The organism is Hymenobacter sp. GOD-10R (assembly GCF_035609205.1).
Classification (GTDB): Bacteria; Bacteroidota; Bacteroidia; order Cytophagales; family Hymenobacteraceae; genus Hymenobacter.
This window is the reverse complement of sequence record NZ_CP141185.1, coordinates 80818-97334: the sequence shown is the minus strand read 5'-3', so window position 1 is coordinate 97334 and position 16517 is coordinate 80818. Positions and strand designations below refer to the sequence as shown.

Sequence of the window (16517 nt, the reverse complement as noted above, 5' to 3'; positions counted from 1 at the left end):
GGAGGCCCGGCTAGTGGCGGGGTCCCCGGGTTTTCACCTGGGGCGCTTCGGCTTTCACGGGGGCCGGGGCCACGGTCGGGGTGGTGGCTTTCACCGTCTGCTCGGCCCGTGGGGCCTGGCGCTGGCCCAATTCGTGGGCGGCCGGTTTCACCTCGATGCAGGCCTTGGCGGCATTCACCTGCACGGTGCCGTCGAACTTCTGCCCGCCGTTGCCGCTGGCCATGTTGGCCAGCGCAACCACCTTGCCTTCGCGCAGGTCGTGGCTCTGCTCGGGCGTGAGTTTGACGCCGGCCACGATGTCGTGCAGCGTCACTTTGTCTTCGGGCAGCACCACGACCTTATTCATGGCCTTATCCACGGCCACGTAGCCGTTGAACTCGCGGCCCTGCTCGTCCTTGAGGCCCCGAATCAGGCCGGCGTTGCCCTCGGTTTCGAGCCGCTGGCGCTGCTCGGGCGTGAAGGGCTGCCCGCCAATCTCGTTGGGAATAACCAGCTTTTCCTGGGGCAATTCCATTTTAAGCGTGGCCGTCCCGTCGGCCTCGCGATGGAGCACCATCTTGCCCTCGAACTTCACCGGCTCCTGGCCTTCCTTGCCCACTACCTGCATGGGCAACAGGTCAGTTTTCTCGCCGCTGAGCAGCTTTTGCAGCTGCCCGCTGCCCGTTAATTCGGCCAGATTCAGCCCGAGGGAGGCCAGTACTTTCTGTGGCACTTCATCGGCTTTGAACAGTACCACCGGCGGGGCCGGCACCGCAACGGTCTGGCGGGCGGCCTCCACGCCGGGTTCAGCAGACACGGCCGGTGTCTTGGCACCCAGGGCCGGCGAGGCGGGCGAAAGCTCCGGCTGGGCCGCCCCGGCGTGCCGGGTCAGGCGGGCCTGCAAGTCCTGGCGGGTTTTCTCGTAGTCGACTTCCAGATTCTGGCGGGTCTTCGGGCCGCCGTTCAGGTGGGCGTAGAAGTTCTTGAGAAAAGCCGACGCGGGGTTGCCGCTGGTGTCGATGTCAAAAATGCTCTTGCCGTCGCGGATGACCTGCTCGGTGGTTTTGCCCTGCTGCTGGGCCAGCTGCTGCACCCGCTGCCCGGCCGCCGCCTGCTGCACCTGCTCCGGGGCCGTGAGGGCATGCTTGGGCACGGCCGATAGCTGAGCACTGAGCGCGTCCCACTGCTTCACCCCAAAAGCTTCACGCACCTGCTTGCTGCGTTGCGGCTCGTAGTCATCATCGTAGCCCACTTCCTGCCGTCGGGCGGCGGCCTGCTCGGGCTTCTCGACCACGGCTACACCATTCCCCACTTGCCGGAAGCCCTGCAGAGCCGCTTCGAGTTGGCCCAGCTTGTGCGACTCCGGGTCGTAGCTCACCGCGAAGCCGCCGCTGAGCTTGCCGGCCGGGTCGCGCTCCAGCTGCAAAGCGCCCACTGCCACGCCGGCTTCCTTGAGCTGGTCGAGGTAGGCCCGCATTTCCAGCAGCGGGGCCACTTCGTCGCCCTTCTGCTGCCAGGTAATGCGCATTTCCCCAACCGGCTCCGAGCTGGCCGCGGTATCCGGGGCTGGCGCCACGGGCGGCTGCTCGCTGCTTTGCCCCTCCCCTACCGACTGTTGCCGCTCCGGCGCGTCGGTGCTTTCGCCTAATTCCGCTCGGGCTTCACCTCGTAGGGAATCCGCGTAAGTGGCCCGGCTCTCGTCGGGTCCTTGCTGCGCGCGGTTGGCTACCCCTTCCAGTTCCGCTTCCGCTTCGGTGCGAACAGTGCCGGTAGTGGTGGCCACCTCGCTGGCCAGCTCCTCGGCCCGCGTTGTTAATTCGGCTTGCTGGGTAGCTGGTGGGGGCACTTGGCCAAATACCTGCAACCGCTGTTCCGGCTCGGTGGCACTGTAGCCCACCCGACCCTGCTCGGTGATTTTCCAGTTATCGCCCACCTTTTCCAGCAGCGTAGGCTTTTCCACCGTGAGAAACTTGTCCTCCCGGCCGGGGAGCCGGTTGGTGGTAAAGGCCCGCATCAGGGCGTGGTCAAAGGCATTCAGCAGTCGACCATCCGCGCCGGGGGCCGGCAGCAGGGCCGCCTGGTTGGGATTGGCGGGATTAATCTGAATCTCATAGAGGGAGTGCCCGGCGGGTTGCCGCTGCAGGCCCTGGCCGCTGAGGTTGCCGTTGGAAGTCGGCACCGCACTCATGTACCAGCGCTCCGGGGTGGGGGTATTCACTTCATCTTGCTCAGCCATAGGAGGAATGGGTAGGTGAATAAAAGCTGCCCTTCCGGCCGGCGCAGGCGCTGCCAGCCCGGAATTCGACGCTGCAAACCTACCGGCCCCCACCAGGCGCTGGGGAGAAAGTTGACGAATGGTCGGAAATGGGTCACGAGGTGCCGGCACACCACACGAACGGCGGAATGGCGCTGCAAAAACTTCGCTTATTTTAGCACTTGCTTAAACACGCAAGTACTACCTTTGCGAAAACTGTTTTTATGGAAACCAACGCCTGCATCCGGGTTTTTGCCGATGCTGACTACATCCGGCAATGCCAGTCACGCCTGGCACTGGCCGGGCCGTCCCTGCAGGCCACGGCCAGTATCCTGGCGCTGGCGGGCAACGAGGTGCGGCTCAAGCTGCTGTATTTGCTGGCGGCCGAGCAGCAGCTGTGCGTGTGCGACATCGCCGACGTGCTCGGCATGACGGTATCGGCCGTTTCGCAGCACCTGCGCAAGCTAAAAGATGGCGGTGTGGTAACCGCCCGCAAAGTCGGCCAAACGGTTTTCTACGCGCTCAGCGAGCTGCACCTGCCCATGCTGCGCCCGCTGTTATCCGAACGCACCGCCTCCCCTACCCTCCAGCCCGCCCCATGAATTCGCCCCCCTCCACCAGCAAGCCCCTGCTCGGCGCGGGGCTACTCACCGCCCTGGCTGCCTCCCTGTGCTGCATCACGCCCCTGCTGGCCCTGGTCGGAGGGTTGGGCGCTTCGGCAGCGGCCTTTTCCTGGCTCGAACCTTTCCGCCCCTACCTGATGGCGCTCACGGTGGGCGTGCTGGGCTTCGCGTGGTACCAGAAGCTCAAGCCGGCCTCCGCTACCGATGACTGCGGCTGCGCGATAGATGCCAAGCCGGCATTCACCCAATCCCGGCTTTTTCTGGGAATAGTTACCGGGCTGGCGGTGCTGCTGCTGGCCTTTCCCTACTACGGGGCGCGCCTGTACCCGACCTCGCCTGCCGCCGCGCCGGTCCCAGCAACAAACGGGGCCACGCCGGCCTGGCAAACGGCTAATTATCGCATCAAGGGCATGACCTGCGAGGCCTGTGCCCAACACGTCGAGCACGCGGTGCAGCAGCTGCCGGGCGTGCAGGCCGTCACCGTGTCGTATGCGCAGGGCACCGCACAGGTGCGTTTCGACGCGCACAAAAGCCCGACTGCGCAGGTGGAAAAAGCCATCAACGGCACCGGCTACCAGATTGTCACCCGCAACTAATTCCCGTATGCTCTCCCCCGCACTCAAATCCCCGCAGCTTACTTCCACGCTCACCTGCCCGGTCTGCGCGCACCAGCAAACCGAACAGATGCCCACCGACGCCTGCCAGTACTTTTATGAGTGCCCGGGCTGTCATACCGTGCTCAAGCCCCTGGCCGGCGACTGCTGCGTGTACTGCTCCTACGGCACGGTGCCCTGCCCGCCCATCCAGCAGCAAGGTCCGGGCAACTGCTGCGGCTAGATGCCCCCGGATACACGAACGGCACGAAGCCGGGGCGCAAAACCCGACTCCGTGCCGTCCAAGCGGGCCACCTGTCCAGGCCTTACTTTTCTACTTTCTCCTTAATGAGGTGCCGCAGCGTGGGGTCCTGCCCGATGCGCAGCAACTCGCGGGCGCACAGCTCCTTCACTTCAGTTTTCACGCGGTTGAAATTGGCCTTTATCATTTCCTCGGCCTCGTCCTTACCGGTGGCTGGGTTAATAAAGCTGGTGATATCGGGGATGGGTTGGTAGGCCTGGGCTTCGGCAGTCACCGCCTTCACGTCCACCTTGATGCGAGCGTGGAACACCTTCTGGTCGATTTCCTCGCCGAAGTTGTCGGCCACCGCGCCCACGAAGTTGCCCTGCGTGAGGTTGGCAATGGTGCTGGCCGGAATCATGCTGTCCATCTGGGTGGAGAGGCTGGTGCTGGTTTCGCGCATGTTGATGCTCAAACTCTGGCGCTGCTGCAGAATCTTGCCAAACCGCTCGCTCAGCCACTTGCCGCTGTTGCCCGATACCTGCCCGCTGAACACGTTTCCCACCGTGTTCTTAATGACCTCGGCCTCCTTCTGGCCGTAGTCCCGTTCCAGCTGCGAGAAGTCCTGGAAGCCCAGGCAGGTGCTCACCTTGTTGCTCCGCGCCGTAGCAATGAGGTTATCTAGCCCCTTGAAGTAGATGGTGGGCAGCTCGTCGATGATGATGGACGACTTGCGCTTGCCCTTCTGGTTCACCAGCTTCACCAGCCGGGCATTGTAGAGGCCCAGCGCGGCCCCGTAGATGGCCTGCCGCTCGGGGTTGTTGCCCACGCACAACACCTTGGGCTCCTCGTTACTGTTGATGTCGAGCGTAAAGTCATTGCCCGACATCACCCAGTAGAGCTGCGGCGAGGCCAGCCGGCCCAGCGGAATCCGGGCGCTGGCAATCTGCCCTTCCAGCTGCTCGATGGCGTCTTTCTGGAAGGCCGATACGAAGGGCTTCACCAGGTTCTCAATCTCGGGGTACGAGGCCAGCACCGGGAAAATCTCCTCATAGTCGCGGCTCAGAAACTCGATGACGTGCGGGAAGGTGCAGTACTTGCCTTTCTCGAACAGCTTCAGAAACCAGATGATGGCCGCCACGAAGTTGATGGGCGACTCCACGAAAAAGTCGCCCTGCTTCTGAATCCAACTCTTGTTGAGGTTGAGCATAATGGTGGAGGCACTTTCGTAGGCATCCACGATGTCGGTCATCAGCTCGGGCAGCAGCGGGTTGCAGCGGTGGCTCTTGCGCGGGTTGTCGAAGTTGATGACGTAGAAGCCCACCGGCTTATCAAACTTGTCCTGGTGGCGCAGCAGCGTGTTGTAGCAGATGCGGCTCAGGTCGTCAAACTTGTAGTCGTAGATGTACATGCAGAAGCCCTTAGCCAGGTGCTGCCGGATGAACTCGTTAATGATGGCAAAGCTCTTGCCCGAGCCCGGCGTGCCGAGCACCATCGTGGCCCGGAAGGGGTTCACCACGTTCAGCCAGCCGTGGTGCTGCTTGCCGCGCAGCTGGTACTCGGTGCGCAGGTTCACCGAATACTCGTTTTCCATCAACCGCTCCTCCTGCGGGAAGCTTTCGTTGGCCTTGTTGAAAATGTCCTTCATCAGGTCATTATTAAACAGCCGGCTCAGCCAGGCCCCGGCGCTCAGCAGCAGCAGAAAGCCGCCCGATAGCAGCCCGGCGTAGAGCGCCGTCGTCAGCCCCACCCCCAGCGAGAAGCTGCGCACCACGTCCGACCCGTAAATCAGGGCCAGCCCAATGGCCGCGTAGCCCGCCACCGTGGCTCCTTTCAGCTTGTCATTGGCCCGCCCCCGCGTGCCGAGGCAGCTCAGCAGCAGAAAGACCACGGCTAGGGTCTTACTGACCCAGCTAGCCTTAAACAGAAACGTATTCCGGGTAAAGCTCTCCAGTATATGCTCGACTACGGCTGGCGTCCAGCCCATGCTTTTGAAATACCCGAAGCAGTAATAGTAGATGTTGATGCCCATCAGCACAATGGCAAACAGGCGCATAAACTCCATGATTTTCCGCAGTCCTTTCTCGTCTTCCATCGCTTGAATCGCTTGGTGAATCAAGCAACTTACCCCCACCGGCAGCCCCCGGCGCGAATTATTTGACGAGCGGTCCAAAGTCAGCGGTGAGGTGCACGCCGGGCACACGAATGAACCGCCCTACCCCCCGACCGCTACCGGGCGGGCCCCTTCCGGTGAGGGTGCTTCTTCGGCTCGGGCCGACTGGGCTTCGGCAGCACCGCTGGCTGGTCCGCACCCGGCGCACGCGCAACTTCCGGCCCTAACGCCACCTGCAGCCCGGGCGCGGTCAGGGCTTCGCGCAGTTGCGCCCCTTTGTAGCCCACTTCCTGCCCCCGGACCGCCACGCCGTTCAGTTCAAAGCTCACGCCCCGCAGGACGCCGCCCTTGTCGTGGGTATACCGCACTCCAATCAGCTCTTTTTGCAATTGCAAAGCCAACCACTCCTCCCCTCCCTTATCGGCTTGCTCGAGTACCTGCTGCAATGCCCGGCTCACTTGCTCCCGCGCGGCCTCCTTGGTAGGGTCCAGCGCCCGCAGGCTGCGCCGCCGCTCGGGGATAGGGTCCATGCCCAGCTCCTGACTTATCTGCCGCGTAATGGCCGGCTGCCGGTAAAAGTTGTTATCCGTCCGCAGCGCTGGTCCCCCATCAATCGGCACCCGGTTCAGGTAGATGTGAACGTGCGCGTGCTTCTTATCCCGGTGCTCATACACTACCACCTGGTGCCGGTCAATGGGCGCGCCAATCAGCTCACAATACCGCTGGGCGGCGGCCACTTTTTGCGCCCGGCTCACCACCTCCCCCGCCTTCCACGAGAGCACGGTATGCCACACCGGCTTCTGAATCTTTTTGCTCTGCGCCGCCACGGCCCGCATGTCCTGCGCCATTTCTTTGGGAGTACCCGGAATCAGATTTGCCACGACCAGAAGTGGGGCCTCCCCCGGCTCCTTGCCCCGGCCCTGGCGCTGCCCCGCGCCGTAGGTCAGCGCACCCTCAAAGTCGTTGCCAGTGGTGGTCTTTGCAATCATACTAAGTACCCTCTGATTATAGCTAGTGCTTGTACCAACTGCGCTTCATGGGAGCTAAAAGACTTACCCGCCTGCGCCAGTCGTGCTATCTGATTCAGGTTAGTACCGATGCCTACCAGCTGTCGCCGCAGCTCCGGTGGGATACTTTCTTTGACCTCCACGCCCCGGCCCACGTCGCGCAAATAAGCCGATACTTTCTTGTAGCCAGCGGCCGCAGCTTTTGACTGCAAAGCCTTCTTCTCGTCCGGGCTTACCCGCACGTCAATGCGCAAAGTACGGACGGCGTCAACGACATTCTCAGCTTGCTTCTCTGGTTCCATGATGGTTCTGGGGACGTTAGCTTACCCAATTTTACTAAAACTACTCTAGAATTGCGAAACGCTAAATGCTATACGCTAAACTAGCAAGCCAAGCCATGTGAGCCTGCGAACTTGGCGGTGTCATTGATTCGGGCAAACGAAGTTTGTCCGGACAATGACATGGCTTGCTGGACGATGAACGAGCTGGCTGAACGAGGGCGTTGCACGGTGCTAGAGTTAAGGCTAGGGTAATAAGTTATGCCACAATGCAACTTTAACCCTTTGCAACTTTACACCCGAAACCTTACCGATTTTGTCTTCATAAGTCTACATCGGCACATAGCTAATATTGCCACATTACCCCATTGCACCTTTGCCACTATACAACTTAGGTGATGCTAGAATTTAGTTAGTCTGGGCACTTGATTATTTGCACCAACACACCAAAACAACTTTGCAACTTTACCACAGAGCATGTCAATAGAGTTTGCCATAAAGTTGCTTTGCAACAACGCAACTTATTATCTTCGCCACTCAACAACTAAACAACAGTGCAACAGTCAAGCTTTGTTGTCTTGCCACAGTACAACAAAGCAACTTTTATCCTTTGCAACAAAGCAACTTTTATCCTTTGCAACAAAACAACTTTATTGCATTGCACTATTGCAGCTGAGTGGCGGTGCAACAACGCCACTATGCAACTAATAATCAAACGTCTTCAAACCTTCTGGCCCTTCGCATGACTCAACCCCACGTACTCGCATTTGCCACCCAGAAGGGGGGCGCTGGTAAGTCAACCATCGGCACCCACATGGCCTCGGCGCTGTGTTACTACTATGGCTACAAGGTGGCCATGGTGGACTGCGACTACCCGCAGAACTCCCTGCACGCCTATCGCCTCGAAGAGCAGAACCGGCTGCAGTCGGAAGCGCCGTTTCAGGCCCGCCTGCTGAAGCAGGGCATTCCACCGTATCCGGTCATCATTTCCAGCGTGGAGAAGGCCGTGAGCTCCATCGAAGGGTTGTTTGAGCAGGACTACGATTTCATCCTGGTGGATACGCCCGGCACGGTGAACGTAGTGGGGCTCCCCGAGCTGCTTAGGCTAGTGGACTACATTTTCCTGCCGATTGAGCCGGACAAGGGCTCAATTGCCTCCACCATGTCCTACATGGGCATCCTGGGTCAGTTTGTGCAGTCGCGCGATGAAGACTCCAACCTGTTGGGCTTTTATGCTTTCTGGAACAAGTTTGTGAAGTCCGAGAAGAAAGGGATTTACGACAAGACGGAGGAGCTGTTTCAGGAGAAGGGCCTGCCCTTGCTCAAGAGCCGGGTGGAGCTGCTGATGACCTACAAGGAAAACCGCTCCACGATGTTTCCGCTGCCGGAGCGCGACCTCAACCGGCTCGGACTGGGTCAGCTCATCCTGGAAATTCTGACCCTCGTGGTAGGGGAGGGGGCCGTCACGCCCTCGGGTAAAACCATTGCGTTTACAGCCCCGGCCGTCGAGTCAGCCCCCGGCGCGTAGCCCCGCGGTTCATCCGCCGCTGCTTTTCCTCTTAAACTCCAAGTCTGCATCCTCCCTTCGTCATGGCCAAAGCCTCCACCAAGAAACCCAAACTCACCCCGGAAGAACAAATGGCCGAGCTGGCCCGCCTGACGGGCTCCGTCGCGGCTATCAGCCACATGGGGACCAGTCAGCCCTTCGTACTGCCAACTCCGGCCCCGGAGCCTACGCCCACGCCCACGCCGGTGGCTACGGCCCCGGAGCCGGCCGCGGCGCCCGTCGAAGCCGCGCCCCCGGTACCAGCAGCAAAACCGGAACCGTCAGTGCTGGTCGCACCCGTTGCCACCACGGAGCCCGCGCCTCAGCTGGCTGCGGCTCCAGAGCCCACAACCAGCGCAGCCCCAGTAGAACCAAAGGGAGAAACAGCAACGCCCGTGGTGGCACTGGCACCGCCGGCCACTCCGGCGGCGGGGGCACCCGTTGAAGATGACCTAGAAGAAGAGGTGGAAGTGGAAGCTGCGCCGACGCCAGCTGCCACGGGAGACGGCAAGGAAAAACTGGACCTGACTTCCCTCTTTGCGGATTCCGCGGAGAAGAAGACTTTTCAGATTCGCATCACGGCCAGCCACCAGCAGTTTTTCCAGCAGATGGGCCTGCTACTGGGCGGGGGAGCTTCCTCGACCGATGTGATTCACAACATCCTCGCCCAGTTCAAGGCGGCAAACGAGGCCCAGATTCAGAAAGCGTTTCAGCGGCAGCTGCGCCAGATGATGTCGCCCAAAAAGTAAACTTATCCGTTAGGGGCTATTTCGCCGGCGCGGCTCGATTGGAAGCCGGGCGGTTCTTCCATCCCTATTGCAAACTATTCCTCCGCTGCCGGCCCACCTGGGCAGGGTAGGGGAGGGCCCTATTTTCTACCAGCAATGCGTACCAGCAGTCCTCTCATTCCCAGCCCCCAAGGTGCGTCGAAGCGACGTGGCGGGCGGTAAGCGTTTGACCGTGCTGGCCCTGCTGTGGGCCGGTACGGTAGCCCGCGCAACCTGTTTGCCGGCCGAAAACAGCCTGGCCTCGCCTGGGGACAGCGCCACCGTGGACTCGCTGCGCGAAGTGGCCCGGCGGCCACAGCTGCCGGACTCGGTCCGGTTTCAGACGCTGCGCGCCTTGAGCGACGCCCTGTTTGCCCAGGATGAGCCGGAGGCCCGCCGGGTGGGGGAGCAGGCCGTGCAGCTGGCCCGCCACCGGCGGGACTGGCCGGGTGTGGCCGATGGCTTGTACCAGCTGGTGGTGAACTGTGAACGGGCCGCCGACTACGTGGCCGCCATGCAGTACAGCCAGGAGGGCGCCGGCGTGGCCAGGGTGCACCGGCTACCCGACGAGTGGCGCTTCACGCAGTGCATGGGGCTGGTAGCGGTCGATACCAAAGATGTGAAAGGAGGCCTGAAGTACATGCGGCAGGCCTACCAGCAGCAAGGAGCCGTGGGCAACGTTCCACCCCGGGAGCGGGGCGGGCTGCTGCTCAACCTGGCCAACACCTTTCTGGTGATGCAGCGCTACGACTCGGTGCTGCACTACGCGACCCGAGCGCTGCCCTACATGCAGCGCGCCAGGGATGCCCGGGGCCTGGGCTACGTGTACCAGTTCCGGGGCGAGGTGTACGCCATGATTCAGCCCCAGACCGCCGCCACGCTGGATTCGGCGGCTACGAACATGAACCGGGCGCTGCGCATCATGCAGCGTAACGGGTTTCGGCCCCAGATAGCCAGTTCGGCGCTGGCGCTGGCCCGCGTGTACCGGCTGCAGGGGCAGCCGGCCGTTTCGCAGCGGATGGCGGAGCTGGCCCTCACCCTGGCCCGCGAGCTGAAAATGCCCGACTACGAGGCCGACGCGCTGGCCAACCTGGCCTGGGCCCACGCCGACCAGGGCCGGATGCGCCGCTCCTTCGACCTTGACAACCGGGCGCAGGACCTGCGCGACTCCCTGTTCAACGGCGATAAGGCGCAGGCCCTGGCCCAACTGCAGGTGCGCTACGACGTGAAGCTGCTGACGGAACAGAAGCGGGCCGCCGAATTTGAGCAGCGCAGCCAGCGGGCGCAGCTGCACTCGCTGTGGCTGCTGCTGGGCGGGCTGACAACGACCATCGGGGTGGGCAGCTGGCTGTACTGGCGGCTGCGCCGGCAGAAAGCCCTGCTGGCCGTGGCTAACCAGGCCAACTGCCGGTCCGTGGCCGAAAAGGAGGTACTGCTGCAGGAAATCCACCACCGCGTGAAGAACAACCTGCAGCTGGTGAGCGGCCTGCTGGGCTGGCAGGCCAGCACCTTGCCCGAGCCCGCGTTGGTGGCCGCGCTGGATGCTAGTCGGGTAAGAATTCAGAGTATGGCTTTAGTCCATGAATTCTTATATCAAGCCGATAATCTGGCCGAAGTACGCATGGACCAGTACCTGCGCGAACTGCTTGATTCTCTGAAAACGGCGCTTACTACGCCCGAGCAAACCATCCAGCTGAGTGCGGACCTGGCCCCGGTAATCATGAGCCCCAAAGAGGCCAGCACGCTGGGCCTGGTGGTGAACGAATTGGTGACCAATGCGTACAAGCACGCTTTTCGGGGCCTTCCCGAGGGCCACCTGCACGTTTCCTTTACCAGTCGTCCCGACGGCTTTCAGCTCACCGTCGCCGATGACGGGGGCGGAATGCCCGCTGGGGACGCCCCGGTCAAAGCCCACTCCCTGGGTATGCAGCTGGTCCGCACGCTCACCAAACAGCTGAAAGCGAAGCTGGTGGTGACCCGTTCCTTTCCCACGGGCACGCATCTGGAGGTTACTCGTGAATGACGAGGCTCCCGGTGTGGCCCTTATCCCACCCTATGTCTACCATTCTCATAGTTGAAGATGAATTGCTTATTGCCGCTGAGATAGAACGCACGCTGGTTCGGCTGGGGCACACCCCGCTCGAACCCGTCGACAACAGCGATGAGGCCCTGCGCGTGCTGGCCACCCAGCCCGTGGAATTGGTGCTGATGGACATCAACATTGCCGGCGACTGCGACGGCATCGCGGCGGCCCTGCTCATTCGCCGGCAGTTTGCCGTGCCGGTGGTGTTTCTCACGGCCCGCTCCGACGCCGACACCCTGAACCGCGCCAAGCTGGCCCAGCCCTACGGCTACCTGGTCAAGCCCTTCACCGATGATTCGCTGCGAGTGCAGGTGGAATTGGCGCTCTACAATGCCTACCAGGCCGGCCCCACCGGCCCGGTTTTGGATGCCGCCAATGCCGCCGGCACGGAGGTGCTGGGGACGGCCGAGCGCTGCCCCAAGTTCAAGGACTATCTGTTTGTGCGCAAAGGCTCCGGCCACGTCAAGGTGCTGCTCGCCGACATTCTCTACTTCGAGGCCCTGCAGAACTACGTGCGCATGCACACCGTGCGGGAAAGCTTCGTGTTCGACTCCACGATGAAGGAGCTGGAGCAGAAGCTGCCCGACCAGTTTTTCAAGACCCACCGCTCCCACATCGTGAACCTGGACCACGTGCAGGCCTACGAGGAAAGCAGCGTGCTGCTGGGCAAGGAGTACGTGCCGGTGAGCCGCTCGTGCAAGGACGAGCTGAAAAACCGCATCCACCTGGTGGGGTAGCCACCCACCACCAATGGCCATTTCAACGGCACGCAGCCCGGTTTTGCCCCCGGAGCTGCGTGCCGTTCGTGTGTCGGGGCTGCACCTCACCATCGAATTCTAACCATTCGTCAACTTTCTACCCAAGCAGTTTATAGCCCGGATAGGTTTGTAGCGTCAAATCACGGTTTGGCAAGTTCACGCCCGGGCCGGTCGGCCTGGGGTGCCACGCTATTTCCCCGCGATGCTCAGCGCCTATTCCTGGGGCCAGTTTGGCCTTTTCGTCCTGGTTGTGGTTGTTCTCTACTACCTGGTGGTGGGCCTGCTCTACTACCGGGTAGAGCTCACGGCCCTGCTGACGCCGGGCAAAAAGATGGCTGCTGCCCAGCTCGCCGGCGCGGGCGGCAGCGCGGTGGCACCTCCCTCGCTGGTGCGTCCCACCTCGGCCTTTGTCAAAGCTACGCCAGCGGCCACCGAAGCCCGGGCAGAAGCCGATGACGCAGAACGTCCCGAAGCCGGGGCGGACCAGAACCTGCCGGCGGCCGCCGAGCCGCTAGTCAGCGGTGCACTGCCTGACTCCACTGGCACGGCCACTGGCCACGACGAAAGCACCAGCGACACCGCGCCAATGGAGGCGACGGCTGCCGCGGGCGATGAGGCGCAGGTGCTCGACGAAAATCGCACCGAGGAAGCCGACCAAGCCGATGAGCACTTGGCCGCCCTAGTCCGGCGCGAAGCCCATAACCTGGCCCCGGATTCTGTGGCGGCGGATACGGCAGTTGACGGGGTTCTGGAGCCGGAAACCGTGCAACTGCCCCTGGTGGCCGATGGCTACGAGCCGCTGGCCAGCTTCGAGGAGCCGGTAGCCTCGCGGCTGGACATTGCCCCCGTGGACCCGCCCCGGCTGGTGGCCGCCGCTTCGGTTGCCGAATACCTGACCCTGCTGCAAGCCGGCCAGCAGCCCGCGCCGCCAGTCGAGCTCGCCGGCACCACCCTGGCCGAGCAAATGGCCCAGCAGATGGCCCTCAACCACGCCGAACTGGATGACCTCTTCGGACCCGACGATGAGTAGCGCGGCGCTATTTCTCCCTAATCATTGATTCCTGACTCCTTTTCCTTTGCCATGACTAAGAAACCTTTCGTTACCTCGCTGGCCCTCGTGGTCCTGCTATTCAGCTCGCAACTGCTTTACGCCCAGACCGGCGGCGGCAACGGCACGGCCGGCATTCAGGATGCCACCACCCAGGTTACCAGCTACTTCGACCCGCTCACCAAGCTCATGTATGCCATTGGCGCGGTGCTGGGCCTGGTGGGGGCCATCAAGGTGTATGGCAAGTGGAACGCCGGCGACCAGGACACCCAGAAAACGGCCGTGTCGTGGTTTGGCTCGATGATTTTCCTGGTCATCGTGGCCACGGTGGTACGCTCGTTCTTCCTCTAAGCCGCCGCCCATGCCCATTTACGACCTCAATCGGGGCATCAACAAGCCCGTCGAATTCAAGGGCCTGGTGGGCAGCAACATCTACTTCCTGGCCGCCGGCATCGGGCTGGTGTTTGCCCTGTTCGTGACCTGCTACCTGCTGGGCTTGCCGCTGGTGCTCACGGTGCTGGTCACCTTCCTGGCCGGGGGCGGGATGTGGGCCGGGGTGTTCGCCCTGAACCGCCGCTACGGCGAGCACGGGCTGATGAAGGCCGCCGCCCGGCGCTCCTCGCCTAAGTACATCACCAACCGGCACAGCCGCTTATTCCAACGCCTCAACGAGGACCCGACCAGCCGCGCCTAGCGGCTGGTTTGGGTGCTTTCCCGCTTATGAGCAATAAGGTTCTGCCCTCCGTTTCCCTGGAATCCAAGCAGCCCATCTACAAGGTGGAGAAGGATTGCCTTATCTCGAAGAATGCGGACGTGACCGTGGCGTTTCGGCTGGATTTGCCGGAAATCTTCACCCTCTCGCGAGAAGACTACGCCCAGCTGCAGGCGGCTTTCGTGAAAGCCGTGCGCCTGCTGCCCGACCACTGCGTGGTGCACAAGCAGGACTGGTACGTGGAGGATAAGTACGCCCCCGGCTTCGAGGCCGAGCGCACGCTGCTGTCTTCGGCCTACGAGCGCCATTTCAACGAGCGGCCCTTCCTCAACCACTTCTGCTACCTCTACATCACCAAAACCTCGTCGGAGCGGCCCAACTGGGGCAGCACCTCGGGGCTGCTGGCCCGGCGCAACATCGTGCCCAAGGACATGCTCGACACCAAGGTGCTGGAGAGCTTTTTCGACAACGTGGGCCAGTTCGTGCGCACGCTGGAAGGGGTGGGGCCCACCAACGCGCCCTACATCCGCTCGCACCGGCTCACCTCGGATGAGCTGGCCGGCACGGCCGAAAAGGCCGGCCTGCTGGAAAAATACCTGGCGCTGGATTTGTCCGACCAGGCCCTGCAGGTGGACCTGGACCTGACTGAAGGGCTGAAAGTGGGGGCGGAGTTCTGCCAGATGTTCTCGGTGGCCAACCTCGATGACTTGCCCACCTCGGTGGAAACCGACATTCGCTACGAGCAATACAGCACCGAGTACTCGGACTTCCCCATTTCGTTTGCCGCCCCGCTGGGGCTGTTGCTGGGTGCCAACCACATCCTGAACCAGTACGTGTTCCTGGACAACACCACCAAGACGGTCAAAACCTTCGAGCAGAAGAAGGACCGACTCAACTCGCTCTCGCTCTACTCGCGGCAGAACGCCATCAACTTCGAGTATTACAACGCCTTCCTCAACGAGCTGATTGCCCACAAGCGCCGACCGGTGCGGGTGCACTGCAACGTACTCACCTGGGGCCGGCACGAGGAGGAGCTGACCGAAGTGCGCAAGTTAGTGAACGCCGCCTTCAACGCCATGAACTGCAAGCCGCGGCAGAACACGGTGGACATCGCCGCGCTCTACTGGGGCGGCATCCCGGGCAATGCGGGCGACTTTCCGAGCGAAGAAACTTTCTACACCTTCATCGAGCAGGCCGTTTGCTTCTGGGCCTGCGAAACCAACTACCGCAGCACCGGGGCCACCAAGGGCATCAAGCTCTCCGACCGCCTCACGGGCAAGCCCGTGCTGGTGGACATTTCGGATGAGCCGATGAAGAAGCAAATCATCTTCAACCGCAACAAGTTCGTGCTCGGCCCCTCGGGTTCGGGCAAGTCGTTTTTCACCAACCACATGGTGCGCCAGTACTACGAGCAGGGCGCCCACGTGCTGCTGGTGGACACCGGCAACTCCTACAAAGGCCTCTGCGAGCTGGTGGGCGGGGTGTACTTCACCTACGAGGAGGACGACCCGATTGCCTTCAACCCCTTCCTGATATCCGGCAAGCTGGATGTGGAAAAGAAGGAATCCATCAAAACGCTGCTGCAGGCGCTCTGGAAAAAGGACGACGAAAGCGTGAGCCAGTCGGAATATGTCTCGCTCTCCACGGCCGTGAGTTTGTATTACGTGATGCTGGAAGCAAATGAGCTTATCAAGCCGAGCTTCAACACGTTCTACGAGTTTGTTAAAGGACCTTATCGCAAGATTCTGGAGGAGGAAAAGGTCCGGGAGAAGGATTTCGACATCGACAATTTCATCTACGTGCTCAAGCCCTACTACCGGGGCGGCGAGTACGACTACCTGCTGAACTCTGAAAAGGAGCTGGACCTGGTGCAAGCCCCCTTCATCGTGTTCGAGCTCGACAACATCAAGGACCATCCCATTCTGTTTCCGGTGGTCACGCTCATCATCATGGAAACCTTCATCTCCAAGATGCGCAAGCTGAAAGGAGTACGGAAAATGATTCTGATTGAAGAGGCCTGGAAGGCGCTGACCACGCCCGGCATGGCCGCCTACATCAAGTATCTCTTTAAGACGGTGCGCAAGTTTTTCGGCGAGGCCATCGTGGTGACGCAGGAAATCGACGACATTATCGGCAACGAGATTGTCAAGGACGCCATCATCAACAACTCCGACTGCAAGATTCTGCTCGACCAACGCAAGTTCATCAACCGCTTCGATGAGATTCAGGCGCTGCTCTCGCTCACGCCCAAGGAAAAGGACTTGGTGCTGAGCATCAACCGCGACAACAAGGCCACCCGGGGCCGCTACACGGAGGTGTTTATCAGCCTGGGCGGGGTCGTGTCGAAGGTGTATGCCATCGAGGTGTCGAAGGAAGAATACGTGACTTACACCACCGAGGAAACCGAGAAAGTGCGGCTGTTCGAGAAGCTCAAGCAGACGGGCGATATGCCTACGGCCATCAAGCTTTTCGCCAACGAGCTGCGCGAAGGGTAGGGCATTTGAACTGAACCAAA

General features: G+C 61.5%; 16 protein-coding genes. 11 read left to right on the top strand and 5 right to left on the bottom strand.

The genetic code is table 11. From position 1 onward, the window contains the following. Window positions 1-10 precede the first annotated feature (10 nt). Window positions 11-2215, bottom strand: coding sequence for a DUF3945 domain-containing protein (locus SD425_RS27070; RefSeq protein WP_324679997.1), 2205 nt, complete (start codon window positions 2213-2215; stop codon window positions 11-13). Beyond that, window positions 2194-2394: a hypothetical protein gene (locus tag SD425_RS27065; RefSeq protein ID WP_324679995.1), complete on the bottom strand. Its 201-nt coding sequence runs from the start codon at window positions 2392-2394 to the stop codon at window positions 2194-2196. Before SD425_RS27065 ends, SD425_RS27070 begins: the two co-directional genes overlap by 22 nt. A 21-nt stretch (window positions 2395-2415) precedes the next feature. On the opposite strand from SD425_RS27065, the gene SD425_RS27060 reads away from it, so the two are divergent. The 3 genes from SD425_RS27060 to SD425_RS27050 are packed head-to-tail and all read left to right on the top strand — an operon-like array spanning window position 2416 to window position 3693. Next, window positions 2416-2835: a metalloregulator ArsR/SmtB family transcription factor gene (locus SD425_RS27060; protein WP_324679993.1), complete on the top strand. Its 420-nt coding sequence runs from the start codon at window positions 2416-2418 to the stop codon at window positions 2833-2835. Next, window positions 2832-3452, top strand: coding sequence for a mercuric transport protein MerTP (merTP, locus tag SD425_RS27055; RefSeq protein ID WP_324679991.1), 621 nt, complete (start codon window positions 2832-2834; stop codon window positions 3450-3452). The genes SD425_RS27060 and merTP overlap by 4 nt, the downstream gene beginning before the upstream one ends. Before the next feature lie 7 nt (window positions 3453-3459). Then, a complete protein-coding gene (locus tag SD425_RS27050; RefSeq protein WP_324679989.1) occupies window positions 3460-3693 on the top strand; it encodes a GDCCVxC domain-containing (seleno)protein in 234 nt (77 codons plus the stop codon). Window positions 3694-3775: 82 nt separating this feature from the next. Here the strand turns inward: SD425_RS27050 and mobC are convergent, their stop codons facing one another. The 3 genes from mobC to SD425_RS27035 all read right to left on the bottom strand — a co-directional run bounded on the left by mobC (window position 3776) and on the right by SD425_RS27035 (window position 7112). After that, entirely contained in the window at window positions 3776-5794 is a 2019-nt protein-coding gene (gene mobC / locus SD425_RS27045) for a conjugal transfer protein MobC (RefSeq protein ID WP_324680001.1), read from the bottom strand. A 125-nt stretch (window positions 5795-5919) separates the two neighbouring features. Beyond that, window positions 5920-6792, bottom strand: a complete 873-nt coding sequence (locus SD425_RS27040; protein ID WP_324679987.1) for a relaxase/mobilization nuclease domain-containing protein — start codon at window positions 6790-6792, stop codon at window positions 5920-5922. Further along, entirely contained in the window at window positions 6789-7112 is a 324-nt protein-coding gene (locus tag SD425_RS27035; protein WP_324679986.1) for a plasmid mobilization protein, read from the bottom strand. The genes SD425_RS27040 and SD425_RS27035 overlap by 4 nt, the downstream gene beginning before the upstream one ends. 718 nt (window positions 7113-7830) lie before the next feature. Here SD425_RS27035 and SD425_RS27030 point away from each other — a divergent pair. From SD425_RS27030 to SD425_RS26995, 8 genes are all read left to right on the top strand, one after another. Further along, entirely contained in the window at window positions 7831-8616 is a 786-nt protein-coding gene (locus SD425_RS27030; protein ID WP_324679985.1) for a ParA family protein, read from the top strand. Window positions 8617-8678: 62 nt separating this feature from the next. Continuing rightward, entirely contained in the window at window positions 8679-9383 is a 705-nt protein-coding gene (locus tag SD425_RS27025) for a hypothetical protein (RefSeq protein WP_324679984.1), read from the top strand. A gap of 172 nt (window positions 9384-9555) precedes the next feature. After that, entirely contained in the window at window positions 9556-11424 is a 1869-nt protein-coding gene (locus tag SD425_RS27020) for a sensor histidine kinase (RefSeq protein WP_324679982.1), read from the top strand. Window positions 11425-11456: 32 nt separating this feature from the next. Next, on the top strand, window positions 11457-12221 hold the full coding sequence (locus SD425_RS27015; protein WP_324679981.1) for a LytTR family transcriptional regulator DNA-binding domain-containing protein: 765 nt from the start codon (window positions 11457-11459) through the stop codon (window positions 12219-12221). A gap of 223 nt (window positions 12222-12444) precedes the next feature. Next, complete coding sequence (locus SD425_RS27010; RefSeq protein ID WP_324679980.1) at window positions 12445-13272, top strand: hypothetical protein; 828 nt, start codon at window positions 12445-12447, stop codon at window positions 13270-13272. A gap of 51 nt (window positions 13273-13323) precedes the next feature. Next, a complete protein-coding gene (locus tag SD425_RS27005) occupies window positions 13324-13641 on the top strand; it encodes a DUF4134 domain-containing protein (RefSeq protein ID WP_305013227.1) in 318 nt (105 codons plus the stop codon). 10 nt (window positions 13642-13651) lie between these two features. Next, window positions 13652-13984, top strand: a complete 333-nt coding sequence (locus SD425_RS27000) for a DUF4133 domain-containing protein (protein ID WP_305021249.1) — start codon at window positions 13652-13654, stop codon at window positions 13982-13984. Window positions 13985-14010: 26 nt separating this feature from the next. Next, window positions 14011-16497, top strand: a complete 2487-nt coding sequence (locus SD425_RS26995) for a TraG family conjugative transposon ATPase (RefSeq protein ID WP_324679976.1) — start codon at window positions 14011-14013, stop codon at window positions 16495-16497. The last annotated feature ends 20 nt before the right edge of the window (window positions 16498-16517 follow it).

Excerpts from the sequence above, each read along its gene's own strand:
- SD425_RS27030 (WP_324679985.1), top strand. The coding sequence starts at position 7,831 with ATGACTCAACCCCACGTACTCGCATTTGCCACCCAGAAGGGGGGCGCT.
- SD425_RS27000 (WP_305021249.1), top strand. The coding sequence starts at position 13,652 with ATGCCCATTTACGACCTCAATCGGGGCATCAACAAGCCCGTCGAATTC.
- SD425_RS27015 (WP_324679981.1), top strand. The coding sequence starts at position 11,457 with ATGTCTACCATTCTCATAGTTGAAGATGAATTGCTTATTGCCGCTGAG.
- SD425_RS27010 (WP_324679980.1), top strand. The coding sequence starts at position 12,445 with ATGCTCAGCGCCTATTCCTGGGGCCAGTTTGGCCTTTTCGTCCTGGTT.
- SD425_RS27005 (WP_305013227.1), top strand. The coding sequence starts at position 13,324 with ATGACTAAGAAACCTTTCGTTACCTCGCTGGCCCTCGTGGTCCTGCTA.
- SD425_RS27035 (WP_324679986.1), bottom strand. The coding sequence starts at position 7,112 with ATGGAACCAGAGAAGCAAGCTGAGAATGTCGTTGACGCCGTCCGTACT.
- SD425_RS27070 (WP_324679997.1), bottom strand. The coding sequence starts at position 2,215 with ATGGCTGAGCAAGATGAAGTGAATACCCCCACCCCGGAGCGCTGGTAC.
- SD425_RS27050 (WP_324679989.1), top strand. The coding sequence starts at position 3,460 with ATGCTCTCCCCCGCACTCAAATCCCCGCAGCTTACTTCCACGCTCACC.
- SD425_RS27025 (WP_324679984.1), top strand. The coding sequence starts at position 8,679 with ATGGCCAAAGCCTCCACCAAGAAACCCAAACTCACCCCGGAAGAACAA.
- merTP (WP_324679991.1), top strand. The coding sequence starts at position 2,832 with ATGAATTCGCCCCCCTCCACCAGCAAGCCCCTGCTCGGCGCGGGGCTA.
- SD425_RS27040 (WP_324679987.1), bottom strand. The coding sequence starts at position 6,792 with ATGATTGCAAAGACCACCACTGGCAACGACTTTGAGGGTGCGCTGACC.
- SD425_RS26995 (WP_324679976.1), top strand. The coding sequence starts at position 14,011 with ATGAGCAATAAGGTTCTGCCCTCCGTTTCCCTGGAATCCAAGCAGCCC.